The organism is Flavipsychrobacter stenotrophus, from assembly GCF_002954265.1.
Taxonomy (GTDB): Bacteria; Bacteroidota; Bacteroidia; order Chitinophagales; family Chitinophagaceae; genus Flavipsychrobacter; species Flavipsychrobacter stenotrophus.
The window spans coordinates 71,824-90,449 of record NZ_PPSL01000005.1 but is presented as its reverse complement, the minus strand read 5'-3'; the positions used below and the strand labels follow the sequence as shown (position 1 = coordinate 90,449).

Genomic DNA, 18,626 nt, shown 5'->3' with positions numbered 1-18,626 from the left:
TTTTAGTTTATATTAGCTAAACATAATATTCAAAACCATTCTATGAAGCATTTTTTTACACCAGCGCTAGGCGCTATGATTATGTTTTCGGCGTTTTCGGTAAAAGCGCAGCTGATCAATTGTAATGTATTTTTAAAAGGCAGCCACCTTGAGGTAGGCGTTAATCCATCCGGTGCCTTCGGTTCGTCTGAAAGTGCCCCTGCCGGCTACCACGCAAATCAGACCTATTTCGGAGTTAACCCTGGTTGCGCCCCAACAAGCGCCACCTATCCGTTGGCACTGGGTTTTGTAGCAGATCCAATGTTGACAAACTGGACTAACTATTTTGGAGATTATTATATGCCTGGTACACCTCAGGAAGGATGGGCCATTCAGATTGGCAGTAATAGTGCAACGGCATATACTCCCAATCTTGGGGCAGCTACTTCCATTCCCGGCGTAAATATCGGTTATAACACTATTGGCACAAGTGTAGTTGGTACATGGCAGGGTATGTTCGATAGTGTGCAGATCACACAAGTTACTTCAATAGATACCAATACACTTTATTTCAAGGTAAATGTAACGTTGACTAATTTGTCAATTTATCCGAAGGATAGCATTTATTATATGAGGACAATAGATCCGGATAATGAACAAATGCTGACTAGTAGTTTTGTCACAGATAATTTTGTTGAGCACCAGGTAACGGGTACTTCAAACCTTGTTGTGGTGTCGGCAACAGGGCTGACCAATACAAATTCATACATGGCATTGGGTACAAATGATGCCCGTGCTAAATGTTTCATCCTTGATTTTGGTTTAACGCCCTCATCAACCCTTAGAAGTATCTACAATGGTACTACTACTTATCATTATTCGGGAAGAGATACGGCCGATGCGGGTATTGGCCTTGTTTTTAACATTGGCCATCTGGCTACAGTAGATAGCGCAGGTGATAGCGTTACCCTTGCCAGAAACACCACATTGCACCCCGCTAATAGTCAAACATTTTCTTATCAATATGCGTTTAAGACTGGCATTCTGGATACGCTTGGCTCCGGAACGGGTACTGGTAATGTTGGTATAAGCGCAGTTGGCAGCAGCAGTAACAGCATCAAAGTAATGCCGAACCCGGTACACAATACCGCACTGGTATCTGGACTAAATGCCGGTGACGTAGCGTATATCTATGATCTTACCGGCCGCGAAGTATTGCGCAATGATGCCGGCGTAAATGGTGTACTGACGGTGAATACCGAAGATCTGTCAACAGGCATATATATCCTGGTTGTAAAAGATCAATTTGGTAACGTAGCGAGTAGAGTAAAAATTGAGAAGAACTAGTATTGAAAACAATACAAGCGATAGATAAAAAGCCAGGAGCATCTTAATTGGTGCACCTAGCTTTCTGACTAAAGTCTCGTATATCTTCATTTACTTTACGCCATGAAAAATAATTATTTCAGGTGGGCCACCTGGGGGCTTGTGTTTGGATCGATCTACGCCTATAAGAAGTATTATGACGATACGAAGCTGCACATTACCCGCCCCGGGACAGAATGGCTGATGCTCACCATTGCCTATATAGTCACCTACATAGTGCTGGTAGTGGTTATTATGGCTGTGCTTAGGAAGTTGAGGAAAGAGGAGTAATACTATTTTTCTTCTTTTTAGTTTATGAGTTACTTATTCTTCAGGTTTTTACTGCTGAAATAGAATGGTAGCAGGTGTGCTGCATCTTCCACATAAATTACCTGGCCATCGGGGCTGCACATGTACATGGCTATTGGAGCATCTTGTGCCAGCTGCATTTCAAGGATAGTCTGTCTGCAAATGCCGCACGGCGATAGTGGAGTAGTGTTGTCGGTATTACTGGTGTAGCATACTGCCATAGCCAATATCTGCTGTTGTTTATCGAGAGGGTTGATGCCCGAAAGTAGTCCACGCTCGGCGCAGATACCGGCAGGGTAAGAGGCGTTCTCGTGATTAGAACCTGTTTTTATAGAACCATCTGCAAGTAGTGCCGCTGCACCCACCCTGAACTGTGAATAAGGTGCGTAAGCGAAATGAGTGGCCTTATTTGCCGCTTCTATAAGCTGCTGTATGTGAGCAGGCAATGTGATGCCTGAAGTTTGTTGAAAAGGGAATGAGAAATTTTCCATGCTGTATGAAATCAAATAAAAATCAAAAAAGTATAGTGGTAAAAAAAGGATAGCTAAGCTTGCGCCTGCTATCCCTTTGTGCAATAATAGTACATTATGCTATATAATGAACGAAATCACTTAAAAATAATGTATAAAATTCCGTTAATTTGTTGTTCTTTAATTAGTTGTTTATGCCCTGTGAATACCATTAGTTTACCCAGTCGCAGACGAAAACGTTTGTGTCGTGGCCGCCATTGTTATTGCGGTTAGAGCTGAAAATGAATTTCTTGCCGTCGGGTGAGAACATAGGAAATGCATCGAAGCTACCATCGTGAGAGATCCGCTCCAGGCCTGTGCCGTCAATACCTATGAGGTACAGGTTGAACGGAAAACCACGCTCATATTCATAATCAGAAGCGAAGACAATGTGCTTACTATCGGGGGTGAATGAAGGTGCCCAGTTGGCCTTGCCCAGTTTGGTTACCTGGTGAACGTCGGTGCCATCAGCATTAGCTACAAATACTTCCATTTTAGTGGGCATAACCAGTCCTTGCAGCAGCAGATCTTTGTATTCCTTTACCTCTTCAGGGGTTGTAGGCCGAGAAGCACGCCATACTATTTTTTTGCCATCGGGAGAGAAGCACGCGCCACCATCGTAGCCGGTGGTATTGGTGATTTGCTGTACATTGGTGCCATCAATGTTCATGGTATATATGTCCAGGTCGCCATTACGCATGCTGGTAAACACTATCTTGTCGCCCTTAGGTGATACAGTACCCTCGGCGTCATAACCCGGGGTATTGGTAAGCCGTTTGGTGATCTTGCCATTAAGGTCAGCCACAAAGATGTCGTAGCTGTTATAGATCGGCCAAACGTACTTTTTGATCACACTGCGGTCGGGTGTGGGCGGGCAGGTATCGGCAGCTAGGTGAGTAGAAGCATAGAGGAAGTGTTTCTTGTCGGGCATAAGGTAGGCGCAGGTGGTACGGCCTTTTCCGGTACTTACTTTCTTATACTTAAATGTCTCAGAAGGTTTCTTGGTTATTGTGCCATAAAAGATCTGGTCGCAAGACAGGCCCTCTGCAGGGTTGGTGCGCTGAAAAGTAATATGCTCATTGTCGAAACCGAAGTAGGCTTCGGCATTATCGCCACCGGTAGTCAGTTGGCGCATGTTCTTGAAGTGCTTTTCATCGGGGTAGGCAAGGCTCTTTTTTTCCTGGGCATAGAGGTTGCTACATAACAATGTGGTAACCAGAAAGATATTTGAACTTAGACTAAATTTTATAATTCAATTTTGTTATGCAATATTAACTATCAGATGTAGACGTTAGATGATATTTTTCTCAAAAATATATTTAAAACATGCTAATCCAAATCGGTTGTATATAAATGGGAGAGATTTTTTAACGGGTGTCCAATTTGTTTTTCGGCAGCTGTAGTGGCATTTTTTTTGTCTTTTTCGGTCAGATCCTTCTCTACAGACTTAATCATATCAATTGCTTTTTGTTGATCAACAAAGGAAAAATCTCTCTTACTCTCATTATAAATGAGCAGCCACAGGTAACTTTTATGCAGGTCTTTTTTTACTTCAGATCCATTAAGATACATGGTGGCCAGGTTAAGCCTCGCAGAGGTTATATTGCCGCTTTGTTGTAGGTCTTCAACATCGGGAAGGGAAGCGAGGCGTATTGCCCAGACCATCATACTGTCGGTATTCCTGGTTGTGCCCAGACCATCTTTGTAGCAACTTATAGTATTAAACATGCAGGTCGGGTCATTTTGCTGGGCACACTTTACAGACCAATAGAAAGCTCGTTTATCATCTTTGGCGCAGCCTCGTCCGGTGACATAACTATAAGAGATTTTAAACTGTGCGTCTACATTGCCCTGCGTGGCAGCTTTTAGATACCAATGGTTGGCGGTTGTGTCATTATGGGTAACACCAATGCCCTGCTGAAAACAAAGTCCATAATTGTATTGAGTTTCTGCACTACCTGCATCGGCGGCTTGTTTTAGAAGAGGTAAGGCGCTAGTAATATCATTTTTGGCAAGCAATACCTTTGATTGTTCGTTTAGTTCCTTGGCTGACTGCCCAAAACAAAGGTTCGGAATTATGAAGAATGCGATAAGAAATCTGAGTACGTTCATTGAGTATTATTGTTATCAAAATATTTCATGCTCGCTAACGAGGTAAATGAATTGAGTCAACACAGCCGCGCCCAGTTTCAGTTCGCGGTGGTTTACGTTCTCAAAAATATCGTTGTTGGTATGGTGAACATCGAAGTAGCGTTGAGAATCGGGTAACAAGCCGGCAACGGGTACTTTCATTTTGTTTTGTAATGGGCTGATGTCAGCACCACCTTCATCGAGGCTAAAATCGTACACTCCGTAGGGCAGGAACAGATCTTTATAGGCTCTTACCTTGTTCTTTTGCTCTTCGCTCATCTCCATGCCAATGCCGCGGGGAGAGAAGCCGCCGGCATCGGTTTCGATAGCCAGGGCATGATGCTCTTTACGTGCAATGGCAGAGTCGGCATAGGCCTGGCCACCTTTAAGTCCGTTTTCTTCATTCATGAACAGTACGGCACGAACGGTATATTTTGGTCGGATACCCAAAGCCTTCATCGTGCGGAGCACCTCAATAGATTGTGCACATCCTGCGCCATCGTCCTGTGCGCCTTCGCCTACGTCCCATGAGTCGAGGTGGCCACCAATGGTGATGATCTTATCGGGGTACTGACTGCCTTTGATCTCACCTATAACATTGTATGAGCGAACCAATTTGTCGGTCATGTGGCACTCAGATTGCATTTTGGCTTTTACAGTGCCGCGTTTGCAATACTGCTCCAGTGAATCCGCTGAGCGGTTGCCCAGGGCCATTTCAGGTATCTTCTTACTGGAATCTGTGTAGTGCATACTGCCTGTGTGTGGGAAGTCATCGGCCCCTGTAGACATAGACCGGATGATAACACCCGCAGCGCCCTTTTCTGCCGCTATAGAAGGGCTTGCCCAGCGGTATTTAACAGCATCGCCATAGGCTTTGAAAGTAAAAACAAAATCTTGCCTGAACCTATAATTAAAGAATATGATCTTACCTTTTACTGCACTTTCGGGTAGTGCTTTAAACTCGTCGAAGTCGCGGACCATAACTATCGGCGCTTCCAAAACCTTTCCTCCGGTACCCTCACTATTGCCGAGTGAGAGTATGGTCATTTTTTTATATTCACCATTACCCGCTTTTATCATCAGGCTCTCCTTTCCCCGTGACCAGTAGGGGACATCGGCGGGTTGCAACCATACGGTATCGGCACCTGTGGCCTTCATGTGCTTTTTGCCCCACTCTACAGCTTTTGCGGCGTTGGCCGAACCACTGATACGGTTGCCAATGCCTTTGCAGAGCACCCGCAGGTTATCGTAACAAGTGCCGTGCAGCATTACCTCATCTGATATTTTTTGAAACATCAGCGAGTCTTGTGCAAAAGATAGCTGCGTGCCCAAAAGAGTAATAGCTGTGAGTAGTCTGGTCTTCATGGGCTAAAAATAATAAATGAACAGGAGAATTACTGGGGTGATAAAAAAGGGGAGCCAAAGTAGAATTAATGAGGTTAGTAATAACTGATACCCTAAAACAATGGTAATTGTGGCCGGGAAGGCTGTTGCAGGCTGGGTGGCAGTTCGTATTGATCGATAAACTTTGCATATTTGCAGCCTAATCAATGTTTATGAAAAAGACCTTTGTACTTATAGGCATGTGTCTGTCTACGATCATATTTACGCAATGTGCTAAAAAAGCAACTTCTACCAAGACCTCAGCTACAACTGTAGATGAGGTGGCAGAGCTTACAAAAAAGTACAGTCCTTCACAAATGACAGAGGGTAAAGCAGTGTTTGTTGGGTCATGTCAGAAGTGTCATCAGTTGTACCAGCCGGCTAAGTTTACGATAAAGAAGTGGAAGAAGATACTGCCAGATATGAGTCATAAGGCTGAACTCAACGCAAATCAGGCGGGACTGGTACGTGCATGGGTCATCACCAACGCAAAGCAGAGCTAATAACCTGAGATCTCGATAAAATTAGTCATCCCTAAATTATTTGGTTGGGCTTGCTCAATTGTGGGTGCTATTTGCCTACTTTTGCCACATAATAAGTAAAATCATCATGAAGGTTTACTCTATCCTAACGATAGCATTATTGCTGTCCGTTGGCCTGCTGGCCCAAGACAGTAGCGCACAACGCTTTAACCTGCATTTTCAGGCTACCTATATTTACCAATATAAACCTGAGTTTAGTGCTAAATATTCAGGTCCGCACAGTATCAGTACAGCTGAAGAAAAGCAAAACTCAGTGACTGCTACCATGTATGCCGGCGCAAGGCTATGGAAGGGTGCAGAAGTGTATGTGAACCCTGAGATAGCGGGTGGTAGCGGACTCACAGGTGCATTTGGCATGGCAGGATCGACCAATGGGGAGACATTCCGTGTAGGGAATCCGTCACCAACGTTATACCTGGCAAGAGCGTATTTTAAGCAGACAATTGCTTTAGACAAGAGCCGCACGAAAGTTGAAGATGGACAAAATCAGCTGGAAGGAACTGAGCCGGGGCGCTACTTCAGATTGTATGCAGGTAAGTTCTCACTTGGAGATTTCTTTGATAACAATCCCTACGCTAATGCTCCACGCACACAGTTCCTTAACTGGGCGCTGATGAATAATACAGCATGGGATTATGCGGCAAATGTAAGAGGATATACAGTTGGTGGTGTGGCTGTGCTTCAGTGGGATAGATGGTCTTACAAAGTAGGACTAGGTGCGCTGCCCGAAGTAGCCAATGGTGCCAAACTGAATATGAAGTATGGCCAATCAAGAGCATTGAATGGAGAGGTGAGCAGAGCTATAACCATTCATAAGCGGGAAGGGCACGTAAGGGTGCTGGGCTATGTAAATACAGCCGATATGGGTAGTTACAAAGCGTCTATGGCGCATACGTGGGGCGTTGTAGCACCCGATATTATACATACAGAAAAAATAGGTGCTACCAAGGCAGGTTTCGGAATCAATGTGGATCAGACAATAGGTGACAATGCCGGCATCTTTGCAAGGCTGGGTTGGAATGATGGCAAGACCGAAACCTGGGCATTTACCGAAGCAGACAGAATACTCTCAGTAGGCCTTGCCCTGAATGGCAACATGTGGCACAGGAAGAATGACAACGGCGGTATAGCGCTAGTAGCTAACGGACTTTCAAAAGACCACAGCGATTACCTGGCTGCGGGTGGGCTGGGTTTTCAGTTGGGCGATGGTACGTTGAACTATGGGCATGAGTTCATTGCGGAAGCTTACTATAGTTATAAGCCTACTCCGGCGGGCGTATGGATAAGCGGCGATTACCAGTTTGCCATGAACCCGGGTTACAATAAAGATCGCGGGCCGCTTCAAGTGCTATCGCTAAGAGTGCATGTTGAGTTGTAATAAATACGTTTAGAAAAATTTTTCAAAAGGGTTTGTTTATTTAGATAAGAATCCTATCTTTGCACCCCCGAAAGGGGAAAAAGAAGGTTCTGTAGCTCAGCTGGTAGAGCAAATGACTCTTAATCATTGGGTCCAGGGTTCGAATCCCTGCGGGACCACACCTTCTAACTGAAAGCCGCTCATTGAGCGGCTTTTTTGTTGTCACAGAGTTAGCTTATTTTGCTAATTGCGTAGCAAGTAGCACTCGTATTTTTCTTATTTCATAGCGTGGCCACCTTAAGAGGTAACTATGCTTGTTTCAAGTTCTAGTAATGATGTCCACTTATCTTCTTTGTGTTCAGTATCAATAATTGATAGCTACGAACCAATTCCATAATACTGCATGGTTGCATAACGATATTGTCCACTTTTTAGCCATGTTAAATTCTGCTTTTTTCATCAACATTTTTTTCTGTGACGGTATGGAAAGTCGTGGGTATCAATGCTACACACAGTGATCCGGTGTTAGCGTTATTTGTGACGCTTATACTTCATTTACTCCAAATAATTTTAATTATTTTAATTTCTAACTTATTGATAATTAAGAAATAAGAAAGACTAACTTCACCCGGATCGGCCGATTGACCGGCTGATGATCAAGTGCTAAATAATAAAAAAAATAATGAAAAAAATTGAAGTTGTTGATATGTTGATTTTGTTGTCAGCATTCCTCTCGCTGGTGTATTCTGAGTTGAGTTGGTTTAAAGGGGAGAAAGAGGCCGCTTTATTTGTAGGACTCTGGGTGCCATCCATAATTGGTTTTGGTATTTATTTAAAACTTCTAAAAAGGAAATAACATGACAGAATTCATACCATATTTTGCAGGCATTATTACCTTGATATTCGGAGCCGCGTTTGTAATGGCGGTCATAAGGTTAGATAAAGAATAGTTTACCGAAAGAACTATATTTTCCAGCAATAGCTTATCAGTTAGAGATATTTCATTCCGGTAACACAACTTTGCACCCAAAGAGCAGCTCATTGAGCTGCTCTTTTTGTTTGCACTACCAGGTTTTAGTTATTTTCGGAAACAAAACTTTACGGTACTATCGGGGATAGTGATGTGAAAGAACCTACTTCTACTTATGGCTAATTATGTAACTTTAAGTTAATTATGAGGAACTTATTGTTGTTATGTTTCTTTTTAGGGGTACTGAATAGTACAGCGCAGCCTTTTCCTTCAATCCATACTGCCCGTCCAAGGGTACAGGTTGATTCTTCCCGTTTCGCCTGGTTGCGGAGTAATCTCACTACAGGCGATGTTGCACTTACATATAACACCGTAAAGAATAATTATACCGCATACTGGATCACTGATCCCTTGCTGTATCAGGTGGGTAGTGATACCACATTATGGACCTGGGACTGGAACGACAGGTGGGCTGCTGATCAAACGCTGATGATGGCGTTCCTTTACCGGCTTTCGCCAGATACGTTACAGAAGAAAAGATGCCTTTACGTTATCGACCACTTTATGATGCTGGCCGATACCGCAAATTTTGCAACAATGGAATGGTATACGGAGGAGACTTTGCTGCGGCAAATGAGTGATGCCGGCGATGTACTACTGGACTGGTGCTACGATTCTATTCCTTCTGCTCAGCGCCAGGCATTTGTGCAACGGATATATTCTGTCAACAGGGAGTTTATGAACAAATACATACTCTCATCTGCAGGGACCTCATATGTGGCCAGTCACAATGCACTTAATTGCGTGCACACTATGCAGAACGCTATTGCGCTGTTTAATGCTGATGGATTGACAACGTTGCAAAACGACACTGTATTGATGTGGTTTGATACCCTTTATAATAAGTGGAATGATAAATTGCTGCCTATCTACGGCTATTATCGAGGTACTGACGGAGGTTGGAACTGGACTGCAGCCTACTCCATGTGGAGTCTTACTGACCAGTTCAAATTGTTTGATAATATGCTGTTCGGCACTACAAAGAATTTTTATACAGACCTGCTCTGGGTGCAGAATTCTATCAACCAATATTGGTATTTTATGCAACCGGACAATAATTGCATCAACTGGGGCGATGGAGGAACCTCACTTACCGGTGACAACGTTATATACCGGCACTCTGCTGTGTACAACGATCCGCGCAGTAATTGGTTAGCTCAATATTATTCCACACCTGCGATGCTTACCTGGACGATGCCCTACTTCAGAAAGCTTATGTATAAAGACTTTACGGCTCCTGTGGTATCAAAGCCATCCCCCCCGCTTGATTGGTTGGGTGTGAAATCAGGACTTTCTGTGAGTCGGACATCATGGGACAGTAGTGCAACATTGCTATGGTTTTTTAACTCGCAAAGCAAGCGTGCATCGCATGAACATCGCGACAATAATACATTTTCGTTGTACAGGTATAAACCCTTGCTGATAGATGCAGGAGACTATGATCTTTACGGATCGAGCCATTTTATGAACTACTACACACGAACTATTGCGCATAACTCCATTTGTGTGTTTGACTCTGCGGAACATTACAACTTTGACGCAACGCCCGTGAGTAATGACGGAGGGCAGGTCTATTCTCCGCAAATGATCACCTTTAATGATATTTTTCTGCCTGCCAATCAAAGAGGTATCTGGCTTAGATTCGCTGCAGGAAATAACTATAGTTATACGATTGCTGAAGCTGCACTATCTTATGATACTGCTAAACTTGACAGGTTCGTACGAAGGATCTTTTATGATAAACCCGACCATATACTAGTACTTGATCATGTGCATTTACGGAACATCGCTACTCATCAGAGAGATGCTTCATTCTTACTTCATTTTAGTAATCAGCCTGCTATGAGTGGCAGTGCGGTGAGCACAACAGTTCCCGGACACATTATTACCTACAGTGGCCGGGACTACTCGGCCTCCGCTGGTGGCGGTAACATTGCTATTCGCACATTGCTGCCGACAGCAAGTAATACTACCTTAGTAGGTGGGGCCGGTTATGAATATTGGGTAAATGGGAATAATTACCCACCATCAGGATCTCCAGATACTGTATTTCAAACGCCCGGGAAGTGGAGAATAGAGGTTCGCCCGACTGCAACTACAGACAGCCTTATTTTTCTGCACACTATAAAACTAGGAGATAGTTCTAATGTTGCCGCCGCGGGCGGAATCTCTGAGAAAAATAATTACAGTATTGGTGTGGATTGGGATAATACACTTTATTACTTTAATGCCGATGGTGATACCATGTGCGACTATCACGTATTGAATGCAGTACCCGGTAATAGAACAGTGTCGGTAGTTGGTTGTGACCTGATGAGGTCAACTCTTTACAATGTTAAGATAAATGGGATAGTGGTGGCATCAGCCACAACAGATACAAATGGTGTAATTACGGCTACGGTTGCCATTCCATCGGGTCTCAATGTAGTGGAGATTACTCATGCCAACCTTGCCGGGCAAAGTGTGCAAAATAATAGTTCTGCTGATTACAAGTTGTTTCCCAATCCTGCTTCTGACAAAGTGTTCATTAAGGGTATAAAGGGAGTAGGAGAGGAGCGAGTAAGCGTGACGGTTTTCAATAACAATGGTGAAATCATAGTTGTAAAAGAAGTGCAGACGGAACATTGGATGCCGTTGTCATTGCCGGCAGGGAACTACCAGGTAAGTATTAGTAATGGTAATAATGCACAAATAGTGAAGATAGTAATCATTAAGTAGATATAAATGCATGACGAATTAGGCGATGGAGATTCACAGAACTTGCAACTAATGCAGATGCATGCAAATTAGTTCTACAAATTTTATGCGAGAGGGTAATTGGGACTACAATCTTAATGTAGAATAGTACCCCGATTCAGATAAGTTGTTACTTTAGATTTCTAATAGGAGCGCTTCGGGCATTTCTAAAATCTGTTGTAATGGGAAGTAATCAAATAAAGGTTTTTTTTGTAGCAGTTATTGGCTTTTTTTTGTTGCCTGGCAATCTGTCTGCGCAACACAATCAATATTTCCCCGACCCGGATACGGCGATACAACATAGACTGGAGGAATGGAAGGACCTAAAGTTTGGATTGCTGATGCACTGGGGGACTTATAGTCAGTGGGGAGTGGTGGAAAGTTGGAGCATTTGTCCCGAAGATCTGGGATGGGCTACGGGTGGCAGAAAGAAGGATATTGCCGATGATTACAATGGTTACGTAAAAGCATATCATAACCTGCAGACTACTTTTAATCCTGTGCAGTTCGATTCGGATAAATGGGCCGCGGCTGCTAAAGAGGCGGGTATGAAGTACATAGTATTCACTACCAAGCACCATGATGGGTTCTGCATGTTTGACAGCAAGTACACAGATTATAAGATCACCGATAAAAAGACTCCCTTTTCTACTAATAGCCGTGCCAATGTGACCAAGGAGATTTTTGGGGCGTTCAGAAAACAGAACTTCTGGATAGGAGCGTACTTCTCTAAGCCTGACTGGAACAGTGATTATTTCTGGTGGAAGAAATTTCCGGTGAGCGACCGTAATGCCAATTATTCTGTGAAGAAGTATCCTGAGCAATGGAAGCAATTTACAGACTATACGCATAACCAGATCAATGAGCTGGTAACGGATTATGGTAAGCTGGATACACTGTGGCTGGATGGTGGCTGGGTGCGCCCCAAGACAGATGATGAAGTAAAGGAAACATTACTGGCAGAGGAAGATGGCAGCAGGTGGGCGCGCAATCCGCAGAGCCAGGATATAGATATGCCGCGACTGGTGAAAGAGGTGAGGGCGAAGCAGCCAAAGCTACTGGTAGTAGACAGAGCCGTGCCGGGACCACAACAAAACTATCTTACGCCGGAGCAGGAGATACCCAATGAGGGGCTGCCTTATCCGTGGGAGACATGTATGACCATGGCTACCTCCTGGAGCTATATGCCCAATGATAAGTATAAGCCAAGCAATGAGCTGATAGAAAAATTGGTGGACATAGTAAGTAAGGGTGGTAATTACCTGCTGAACATTGGACCCGGACCTAACGGCGAACTGGATGCCGACGCCTATGTCCGACTTAAGGAAATAGGGGCATGGATGAAGGTAAATGGGGAGGCTATTTATGGGACAAGAATGTATAAGGTGTTTAAAGAAGGCGACAGTATAAGATATACACAGTCTAAAGATGGTAAGACTAAATTCATTTTCTTTTTTGAGTTTCCTAAAGAAATAGTTACACTTTCTGAAATGTCGTTTTCTAAAAATACCAGGTTACATATGTTAGGTAGTCAACGGCAATTAAAGTGGAACGCAAAGGAAGGGAGAATGAATATACATATCCCTGCCGATCTTAAGAAGGTAACGGATCATGTATGGGTGATAAAAGTCACTGAATAGGATGTTGACGATGGCAGCAGGTAAAAGTTTATATAGTTATGACTCCCATAAAATACTATGCAAGCACAGTTATGAAAAGGGTATTCTTATTATCGGGGTTGGTGGTTTGCTTCGTTTGTTCCTACTCTGCATATGCGCAAAAACAGCTTCCATACAAGAATGCTAAGCTACCTGTAGAGCAGAGAGTAAAAGATCTGCTGGGGCGAATGACACCTGAAGAGAAATTCAGGCAGTTGTTTATGGTGCCGGGAGATCTTGGGGAACACCCCGAGCAGTTTAAAAGCGGGTTGTTCGGTTTCCAGGTAAATACTACTACGGTAAGCAACAATGCGGCCGGGCAGATGATGACGTATAACCCCGGCAGGGATACACGCCAGACGATAGAAAAGGTAAATAGTATTCAGCGGTACTTTGTAGAACAGTCGCGGTTAGGTATACCTGTAATTATATTTGATGAAGCACTGCATGGATTGGTGAGGACAGGGGCTACGTCGTTCCCGCAGTCGATAGCACTGGCGGCTACCTGGGATAAGGCATTGATGGGGCGTGTGGCCAATGCAATAGCATATGAATGTAAGCAAAGGGGAATAAGACAGATACTCTCTCCGGTGGTGAACCTGGCCACAGATGTAAGGTGGGGCAGAGTAGAGGAAACCTATGGCGAAGACCCTATGTTAAGTGCGGCAATGGGTGTGGCGTATGTACGCGCATTTGAGCAAATGGGTATCATAACTACCCCGAAACATTTTGTGGTGAATCATGGAGCGGGAGGGAGGGATAGCTACCCGGTAGAGGCAACTGAACGCGAGCTGGAGGAAAGCTATTTTGTGCCATTTAAGGCCTGTATAAAGGACGGCGGAGCGAGAAGTATCATGACAGCCTATAACTCGCTTAATGGTAGTCCTTGTACCGCAAATGACTGGTTGCTGAATAAGAAGCTTAAGCAGGACTGGGGCTTTAAAGGCTTTGTAATTTCTGATGCGGGTGCAGTGGGTGGTGCTAATGTATTGCACTTTACTGCATCGGGGTATGAAGATGCCGGAAAGCAGGCTATAGAAAATGGATTGGATGTCATCTTTCAGACCGATATAGCGCATGCTGATCTATTTAAAGCACCGTTCATTAATAGTAAAGTAAACAGGGCAAAGTTGGATAGTGCGGTGGCCAGGGTACTGCGTGTGAAGTTTGAACTGGGGCTGTTTGAGCATCCTTATGTGCCGCAGGTGAGTGTTAATGATACGGCCTATTTGCGGGGTCATCATCAATTGGCAAAAGAAGCTTCACTGAAGTCGATAGTGCTGTTAAAGAATGATGAAAGAAAAGTATTGCCATTGGCGGCCGTCGCAAAGACAATAGCAGTAATAGGTCCCGATGCTATCGAGGCCAGGCTGGGTGGGTATAGCGGTCCGGGTAATGATAAGGTGAATTTGTTGGATGCTTTAAAGAAGACTGTGGGTGCGGATAAAACTGTTCAGTTTGCCCCCGGTTGTGGCCGTGAACATAAGCTGTACAATGTGGTTGCTCCAGAGTTTTTGTCTTCAAAAGTAGGTGGTAAAAGAATAGCCGGATTGGAAGCGGAATACTATAACAATACGAGTCTTGAGGGTAATCCTGTAGTGTCTCGTAATGACCCAAAGATAGATTTTCAGTGGACCCTATTTTCGCCTGACCCGAAGATCAATTATGATTTTTATTCGTGCAGATGGACAGGTTATCTTACAGGGCCCAAGACGGGTACATACAAAATTGGGATAGAAGGTAATGAAGGTTATCGGCTATACATAGATGACCGGCTGTTATTAGATACATGGACTAACCAAGCCTACGGAACATTGGTTGCTGAGTACTATGTTGAGGAAAGTAAAGAATATAAAATTAGGGTAGAATATAAGGAGCCAGCCGGTAACGCCAGATTTAAATTGGTGTGGAATATAGATGTTGTGGATGAGACAAAAAGAGCCATTGCGGAGGCTGTGCAGCTGGCGGAAGAGAGCGATGTAGTTGTAGTAACAGTTGGCACAAATGAAGGTGAATTTCAGGACAGAAGCCACTTAAACTTGCCCGGCAGGCAGGAAGAAATGATACAGCGGTTGGCTGCGACCGGTAAGCCTATTGTTGTAGTGTTGTTTGGCGGGAGCGCTGTGACCATGAGTAGTTGGTTGGATAAAGTGAATGCAGTTGTGGATGTATGGTATCCCGGTGAGTCGGGTGGTGAAGCTATTGCAGATGTGTTGCTGGGTAAGGTAAATCCATCGGGCAAATTGCCTATAACGTTTCCTATGAATGAAGGGCAGTTGCCGTTGACCTATAATCATAAGCCAACGGGTAGGGGTGATGATTATGCAGACGGTACGGGGCAGCCACTGTTCCCATTTGGGTATGGGTTGAGCTATACGCAATTTGAATACAGGCTAGTGTCGGTGTCGAGCCAGAAGATCAAAGCAGGTGATTCCGTAAGGGTAAATTTTGTAGTGAGTAATGTTGGTTCATTTGCAGGTGAGGAAGTTGTGCAACTCTACATGAGGGATGAACTTTCTTCGGTGGTTCGTCCATTGAAAGAGTTGAAAGCCTTTCAGCGTGTTCATTTAGAACCGAGGGAACAAAAGGCACTATCTTTTACCATCACGCCAGCAATGTTACAAATGCTTAATGCGAAAATGCAACGGGTAGTAGAGCCGGGCACTTTCAGGATAATGATAGGGAGTTCAAGTAAGGACATAAGGTTGGTAGAACGTGTAGTAGTTATGAAAGGTAAATTGTAGGAATATCCGTGTCCTGGTATGTATAAGCACTTTGCAATTAAAGTATCATGACGAAGATCATCTTTCGAACTGTTGTGGTTAACTGAGCTTGCGGGGTGGCGTGATTACTTTTGTGACTACAATCACAACTATTATCAATGAAAATAACATTTCATGGCGCCGCCCGTACAGTAACCGGATCGAAGCATGTGTTTCAACTGCAGTCGGGGAAGAAGATACTGCTTGATTGTGGCTTATTCCAGGGGATGGGTAAGCAGACGACCGAACTGAATAGTGAATGGGGGTTTATTCCTGCTGAGATCGATCATGTGATCATTTCTCATGCGCATATAGATCATATAGGCCTCTTGCCCAAGCTGGTGAAGGAGGGCTATAAGGGAAAGATATACTGCACACCGGCAACCGCCAGCCTTATTAAAATACTACTGATCGATTCGGCAAGAATACAGGAAGAAGACATAAGGTATGTGAATAAGGTGCGAATCCGCGACCATAAGCCAGCGGTTGACGCGCTCTACACAGAAGAAGACGCCAACATGGTCTTTCCTCTTTTGGAAACGATCTCCTACCACGAACATTTTATTATAGAGAATGGTGTAGAGTTGCTGTTTACCGACTGCGGACACATATTGGGTAGTGCAGCGGTAAACCTTAAGATCAACGAGAACGGAAAGGATATCCATTTAACCTTTAGTGGCGATATAGGCAGGTACAGAGATATGATATTAAAATCTCCGGAAGTCTTCCCGCAGGCCGACTACATTATTATGGAGTCCACCTACGGGGACAGACTACATGACGAGTCGAAAGTATCAAACGAAGCACTGCTAAAGGTGATAGTAGATACCTGTTTAAAGAACCATGGTAAACTTATAGTTCCGGCATTCAGCATGGCGCGCACCCAGGAAATTCTTTTCATGCTCAATCAACTGGAGCTGGAGGGGCGCCTGCCTCCACTCAACTACTATGTGGATAGTCCGCTATCAATTAAAATTACAGAGACCGTTAAAAGGTATCCGGATAGCTATAATGCCCATGTGCGGAAGATATTGAAAGACGATACAGATATATTCGCGTTCAAGGGGTTGAAGTACATTGAGAAGGTACAAGATTCCATAGCGTTGAATGACACGGATGAGCCATGTGTCATTATCTCGGCATCAGGCATGGCAGAAGCGGGCAGGGTAAAGCATCATATTGCCAATAATATAGGTGGTGCAAAAAACACGATATTGCTCACAGGTTATTGTGAGCCGCTATCATTAGGCGGCAGGCTAAAACTGAAGCCTGATGTGGTGAGAATATTTGGCAAAGAATTCAGCGTAAAGGCACGGATAGAAGAGATCACGAGCCTGAGCGCTCATGGGGACTACGATGACATGTGCCAGTGGCTTGCTTGCCAGGATCCATCACTGGTGAGCAAATTATTTCTTGTTCACGGGGACTATGAAGCACAAGAAAAATTTCGTGAACGATTGATGAAGAAAGGTTTCAGGGATGTGTTCATTCCCAGGCAGCATGAAACTGTGGATTTAGGCGAAATTGAATAACCTACCTTGCAGCGGTAGATATTTAAAATACTATAGAATAAATGAGGACCGGTTATATAAGAGCAGAAGACGCAGTAAAGATAGTAGAGAGCGGGAGCAGGGTATTTATACATGGCAGTGCGGCTACTCCAGTCAAACTTATAGAAGCGCTACTTGCCAGAGCGGGTGAGTTAAGTAATATTGAATTGACAGCTATCACTACTTACGGTGCAATAGACTGGAATCACCCTGAAATAATGAAGACCTTCTACCTTAACTCATTGTTTGTATCGGATAATACCAGGGGGTGGGTGAACTCCGATCATGGTGGGTACATACCGGTTTTTCTGAGTGAGATACCTAAGTTATTCAATGAAGGCTATCTGCCTATAGATGTAGCTATGCTACAGGTTTCTCCGCCCGATGCGCATGGGTATTGCACGTTAGGTACATCGGCTGATGTGGCCATAAGTGCAGCAAGAAATGCAAAGAAGATAATTGCCCAGGTAAATCCGCGCATGCCGCGGGTACTAGGCGATGGATTCATTCACATATCCCGGTTTGATGCTATGGTGTGGGAAGATGTTGCGTTGCCTGAGGTAAACTACAGGAGTAAAGCAGATCCTGTAGCAGAGCTGATAGGGCGGCAGGTAGCTGCTATTATTGAAGACGGGTCGACCTTGCAGATGGGAATAGGTACAATTCCCAATGCTATATTAGGCTACCTTGGCGATCATAAAAATCTTGGAGTGCATACCGAAATGTTTTCAGATGGTGTTGTGTCTCTTGTAGAGAAAGGTGCTATTACCAATTCATTGAAGAAAGTAGCGCGGGGTAAGATCATCAGTTCTTTTGTGCTTGGTACACAAAGGGTGTATGATTTTGTAGACAACAACCCTTATGTTAACTGTATGGATGTTGCCTACGTTAATGATGTCAGTATCATTCGCAAGAACCCTAAAGTAGTAGCCATAAACAGTGCCATAGAGATAGATCTTACCGGTCAGGTATGTGCCGATTCGGTAGGTACTTACCAGTATTCAGGTATTGGTGGGCAGATGGATTTTATGCGGGGTGCAGCGCTTTCTGAGGGCGGTAAGCCTATCATCGCCATTCCGTCGGTAACCAGTAAAGGAATATCACGCATTGTGCCTCACCTTAATGAGGGTGCAGGAGTGGTTACTACCCGAGGGCATATTCACTATGTGGCTACTGAATACGGCATTGTGAACTTATATGGGAAGAACCTGGAGCAGCGTGCAAGACTGTTGATTAGCATTGCACACCCGGCACATAAAGAATCACTTGAAAGGGCCTATCATCAAAGATTTGGCAGGATGTTGACAAATCTATAG

Annotated in this window: 14 protein-coding genes and 1 tRNA gene; 11 read left to right on the top strand and 4 right to left on the bottom strand. The window is 44.2% G+C overall.

Annotated elements, in window-relative coordinates; all coding sequences use genetic code 11:
* Nucleotides 1–42 precede the first annotated feature (42 nt).
* Nucleotides 43–1,326 (top strand): T9SS type A sorting domain-containing protein, encoded by a 1,284-nt coding sequence (locus CJD36_RS17055; protein WP_105040415.1) that lies wholly within the window; start codon nt 43–45, stop codon nt 1,324–1,326.
* 102 nt (nt 1,327–1,428) lie between these two features.
* A complete protein-coding gene (locus CJD36_RS17050) occupies nt 1,429–1,635 on the top strand; it encodes a hypothetical protein (RefSeq protein ID WP_105040414.1) in 207 nt (68 codons plus the stop codon).
* A 29-nt stretch (nt 1,636–1,664) separates the two neighbouring features.
* Here CJD36_RS17050 and CJD36_RS17045 read toward each other — a convergent pair whose 3' ends face one another.
* The 4 genes from CJD36_RS17045 to CJD36_RS17030 form a co-directional block, all read right to left on the bottom strand.
* Complete coding sequence (locus CJD36_RS17045) at nt 1,665–2,144, bottom strand: cytidine deaminase (protein WP_105040413.1); 480 nt, start codon at nt 2,142–2,144, stop codon at nt 1,665–1,667.
* A gap of 190 nt (nt 2,145–2,334) precedes the next feature.
* Nucleotides 2,335–3,369 (bottom strand): TolB family protein, encoded by a 1,035-nt coding sequence (locus CJD36_RS17040; protein ID WP_205685633.1) that lies wholly within the window; start codon nt 3,367–3,369, stop codon nt 2,335–2,337.
* A gap of 122 nt (nt 3,370–3,491) precedes the next feature.
* Nucleotides 3,492–4,274, bottom strand: a complete 783-nt coding sequence (locus CJD36_RS17035; RefSeq protein WP_105040412.1) for a tetratricopeptide repeat protein — start codon at nt 4,272–4,274, stop codon at nt 3,492–3,494.
* Nucleotides 4,275–4,289: 15 nt separating this feature from the next.
* On the bottom strand, nt 4,290–5,657 hold the full coding sequence (locus CJD36_RS17030) for a M20/M25/M40 family metallo-hydrolase (protein ID WP_105040411.1): 1,368 nt from the start codon (nt 5,655–5,657) through the stop codon (nt 4,290–4,292).
* Nucleotides 5,658–5,848: 191 nt separating this feature from the next.
* On the opposite strand from CJD36_RS17030, the gene CJD36_RS17025 reads away from it, so the two are divergent.
* The 9 genes from CJD36_RS17025 (at nt 5,849) to CJD36_RS16990 (ending at nt 18,626) form a co-directional block, all read left to right on the top strand.
* On the top strand, nt 5,849–6,178 hold the full coding sequence (locus tag CJD36_RS17025; protein WP_161499355.1) for a hypothetical protein: 330 nt from the start codon (nt 5,849–5,851) through the stop codon (nt 6,176–6,178).
* A gap of 106 nt (nt 6,179–6,284) precedes the next feature.
* Entirely contained in the window at nt 6,285–7,595 is a 1,311-nt protein-coding gene (locus CJD36_RS17020; protein ID WP_105040409.1) for a carbohydrate porin, read from the top strand.
* An 85-nt stretch (nt 7,596–7,680) separates the two neighbouring features.
* Nucleotides 7,681–7,753: transfer RNA gene (locus tag CJD36_RS17015), tRNA-Lys, on the top strand.
* Between the two features lie 503 nt (nt 7,754–8,256).
* Nucleotides 8,257–8,430 carry a hypothetical protein gene (locus CJD36_RS23295; protein WP_161499354.1) on the top strand — a complete coding sequence of 58 codons (174 nt, stop codon included), beginning with the start codon at nt 8,257–8,259 and terminating at the stop codon, nt 8,428–8,430.
* A gap of 318 nt (nt 8,431–8,748) precedes the next feature.
* A complete protein-coding gene (locus CJD36_RS17010; protein WP_105040408.1) occupies nt 8,749–11,322 on the top strand; it encodes a T9SS type A sorting domain-containing protein in 2,574 nt (857 codons plus the stop codon).
* 200 nt (nt 11,323–11,522) lie between these two features.
* Nucleotides 11,523–12,980 carry an alpha-L-fucosidase gene (locus CJD36_RS17005; protein WP_105040407.1) on the top strand — a complete coding sequence of 486 codons (1,458 nt, stop codon included), beginning with the start codon at nt 11,523–11,525 and terminating at the stop codon, nt 12,978–12,980.
* 38 nt (nt 12,981–13,018) lie between these two features.
* Nucleotides 13,019–15,742 carry a glycoside hydrolase family 3 N-terminal domain-containing protein gene (locus tag CJD36_RS17000; protein ID WP_240609375.1) on the top strand — a complete coding sequence of 908 codons (2,724 nt, stop codon included), beginning with the start codon at nt 13,019–13,021 and terminating at the stop codon, nt 15,740–15,742.
* Nucleotides 15,743–15,879: 137 nt separating this feature from the next.
* Entirely contained in the window at nt 15,880–17,292 is a 1,413-nt protein-coding gene (locus CJD36_RS16995) for an MBL fold metallo-hydrolase RNA specificity domain-containing protein (protein ID WP_105040406.1), read from the top strand.
* Nucleotides 17,293–17,333: 41 nt separating this feature from the next.
* Nucleotides 17,334–18,626, top strand: coding sequence for an acetyl-CoA hydrolase/transferase family protein (locus tag CJD36_RS16990; protein WP_105040405.1), 1,293 nt, complete (start codon nt 17,334–17,336; stop codon nt 18,624–18,626).

What these genes read in the sequence shown, in the direction of transcription:
- CJD36_RS17055 (WP_105040415.1), top strand. Translation starts at nt 43, where the DNA reads ATGAAGCATTTTTTTACACCAGCGCTAGGCGCTATGATTATGTTTTCG.
- CJD36_RS17050 (WP_105040414.1), top strand. Translation starts at nt 1,429, where the DNA reads ATGAAAAATAATTATTTCAGGTGGGCCACCTGGGGGCTTGTGTTTGGA.
- CJD36_RS17045 (WP_105040413.1), bottom strand. Translation starts at nt 2,144, where the DNA reads ATGGAAAATTTCTCATTCCCTTTTCAACAAACTTCAGGCATCACATTG.
- CJD36_RS17035 (WP_105040412.1), bottom strand. Translation starts at nt 4,274, where the DNA reads ATGAACGTACTCAGATTTCTTATCGCATTCTTCATAATTCCGAACCTT.
- CJD36_RS17030 (WP_105040411.1), bottom strand. Translation starts at nt 5,657, where the DNA reads ATGAAGACCAGACTACTCACAGCTATTACTCTTTTGGGCACGCAGCTA.
- CJD36_RS17025 (WP_161499355.1), top strand. Translation starts at nt 5,849, where the DNA reads ATGAAAAAGACCTTTGTACTTATAGGCATGTGTCTGTCTACGATCATA.
- CJD36_RS17020 (WP_105040409.1), top strand. Translation starts at nt 6,285, where the DNA reads ATGAAGGTTTACTCTATCCTAACGATAGCATTATTGCTGTCCGTTGGC.
- CJD36_RS23295 (WP_161499354.1), top strand. Translation starts at nt 8,257, where the DNA reads ATGAAAAAAATTGAAGTTGTTGATATGTTGATTTTGTTGTCAGCATTC.
- CJD36_RS17010 (WP_105040408.1), top strand. Translation starts at nt 8,749, where the DNA reads ATGAGGAACTTATTGTTGTTATGTTTCTTTTTAGGGGTACTGAATAGT.
- CJD36_RS17005 (WP_105040407.1), top strand. Translation starts at nt 11,523, where the DNA reads ATGGGAAGTAATCAAATAAAGGTTTTTTTTGTAGCAGTTATTGGCTTT.
- CJD36_RS17000 (WP_240609375.1), top strand. Translation starts at nt 13,019, where the DNA reads ATGACTCCCATAAAATACTATGCAAGCACAGTTATGAAAAGGGTATTC.
- CJD36_RS16995 (WP_105040406.1), top strand. Translation starts at nt 15,880, where the DNA reads ATGAAAATAACATTTCATGGCGCCGCCCGTACAGTAACCGGATCGAAG.
- CJD36_RS16990 (WP_105040405.1), top strand. Translation starts at nt 17,334, where the DNA reads ATGAGGACCGGTTATATAAGAGCAGAAGACGCAGTAAAGATAGTAGAG.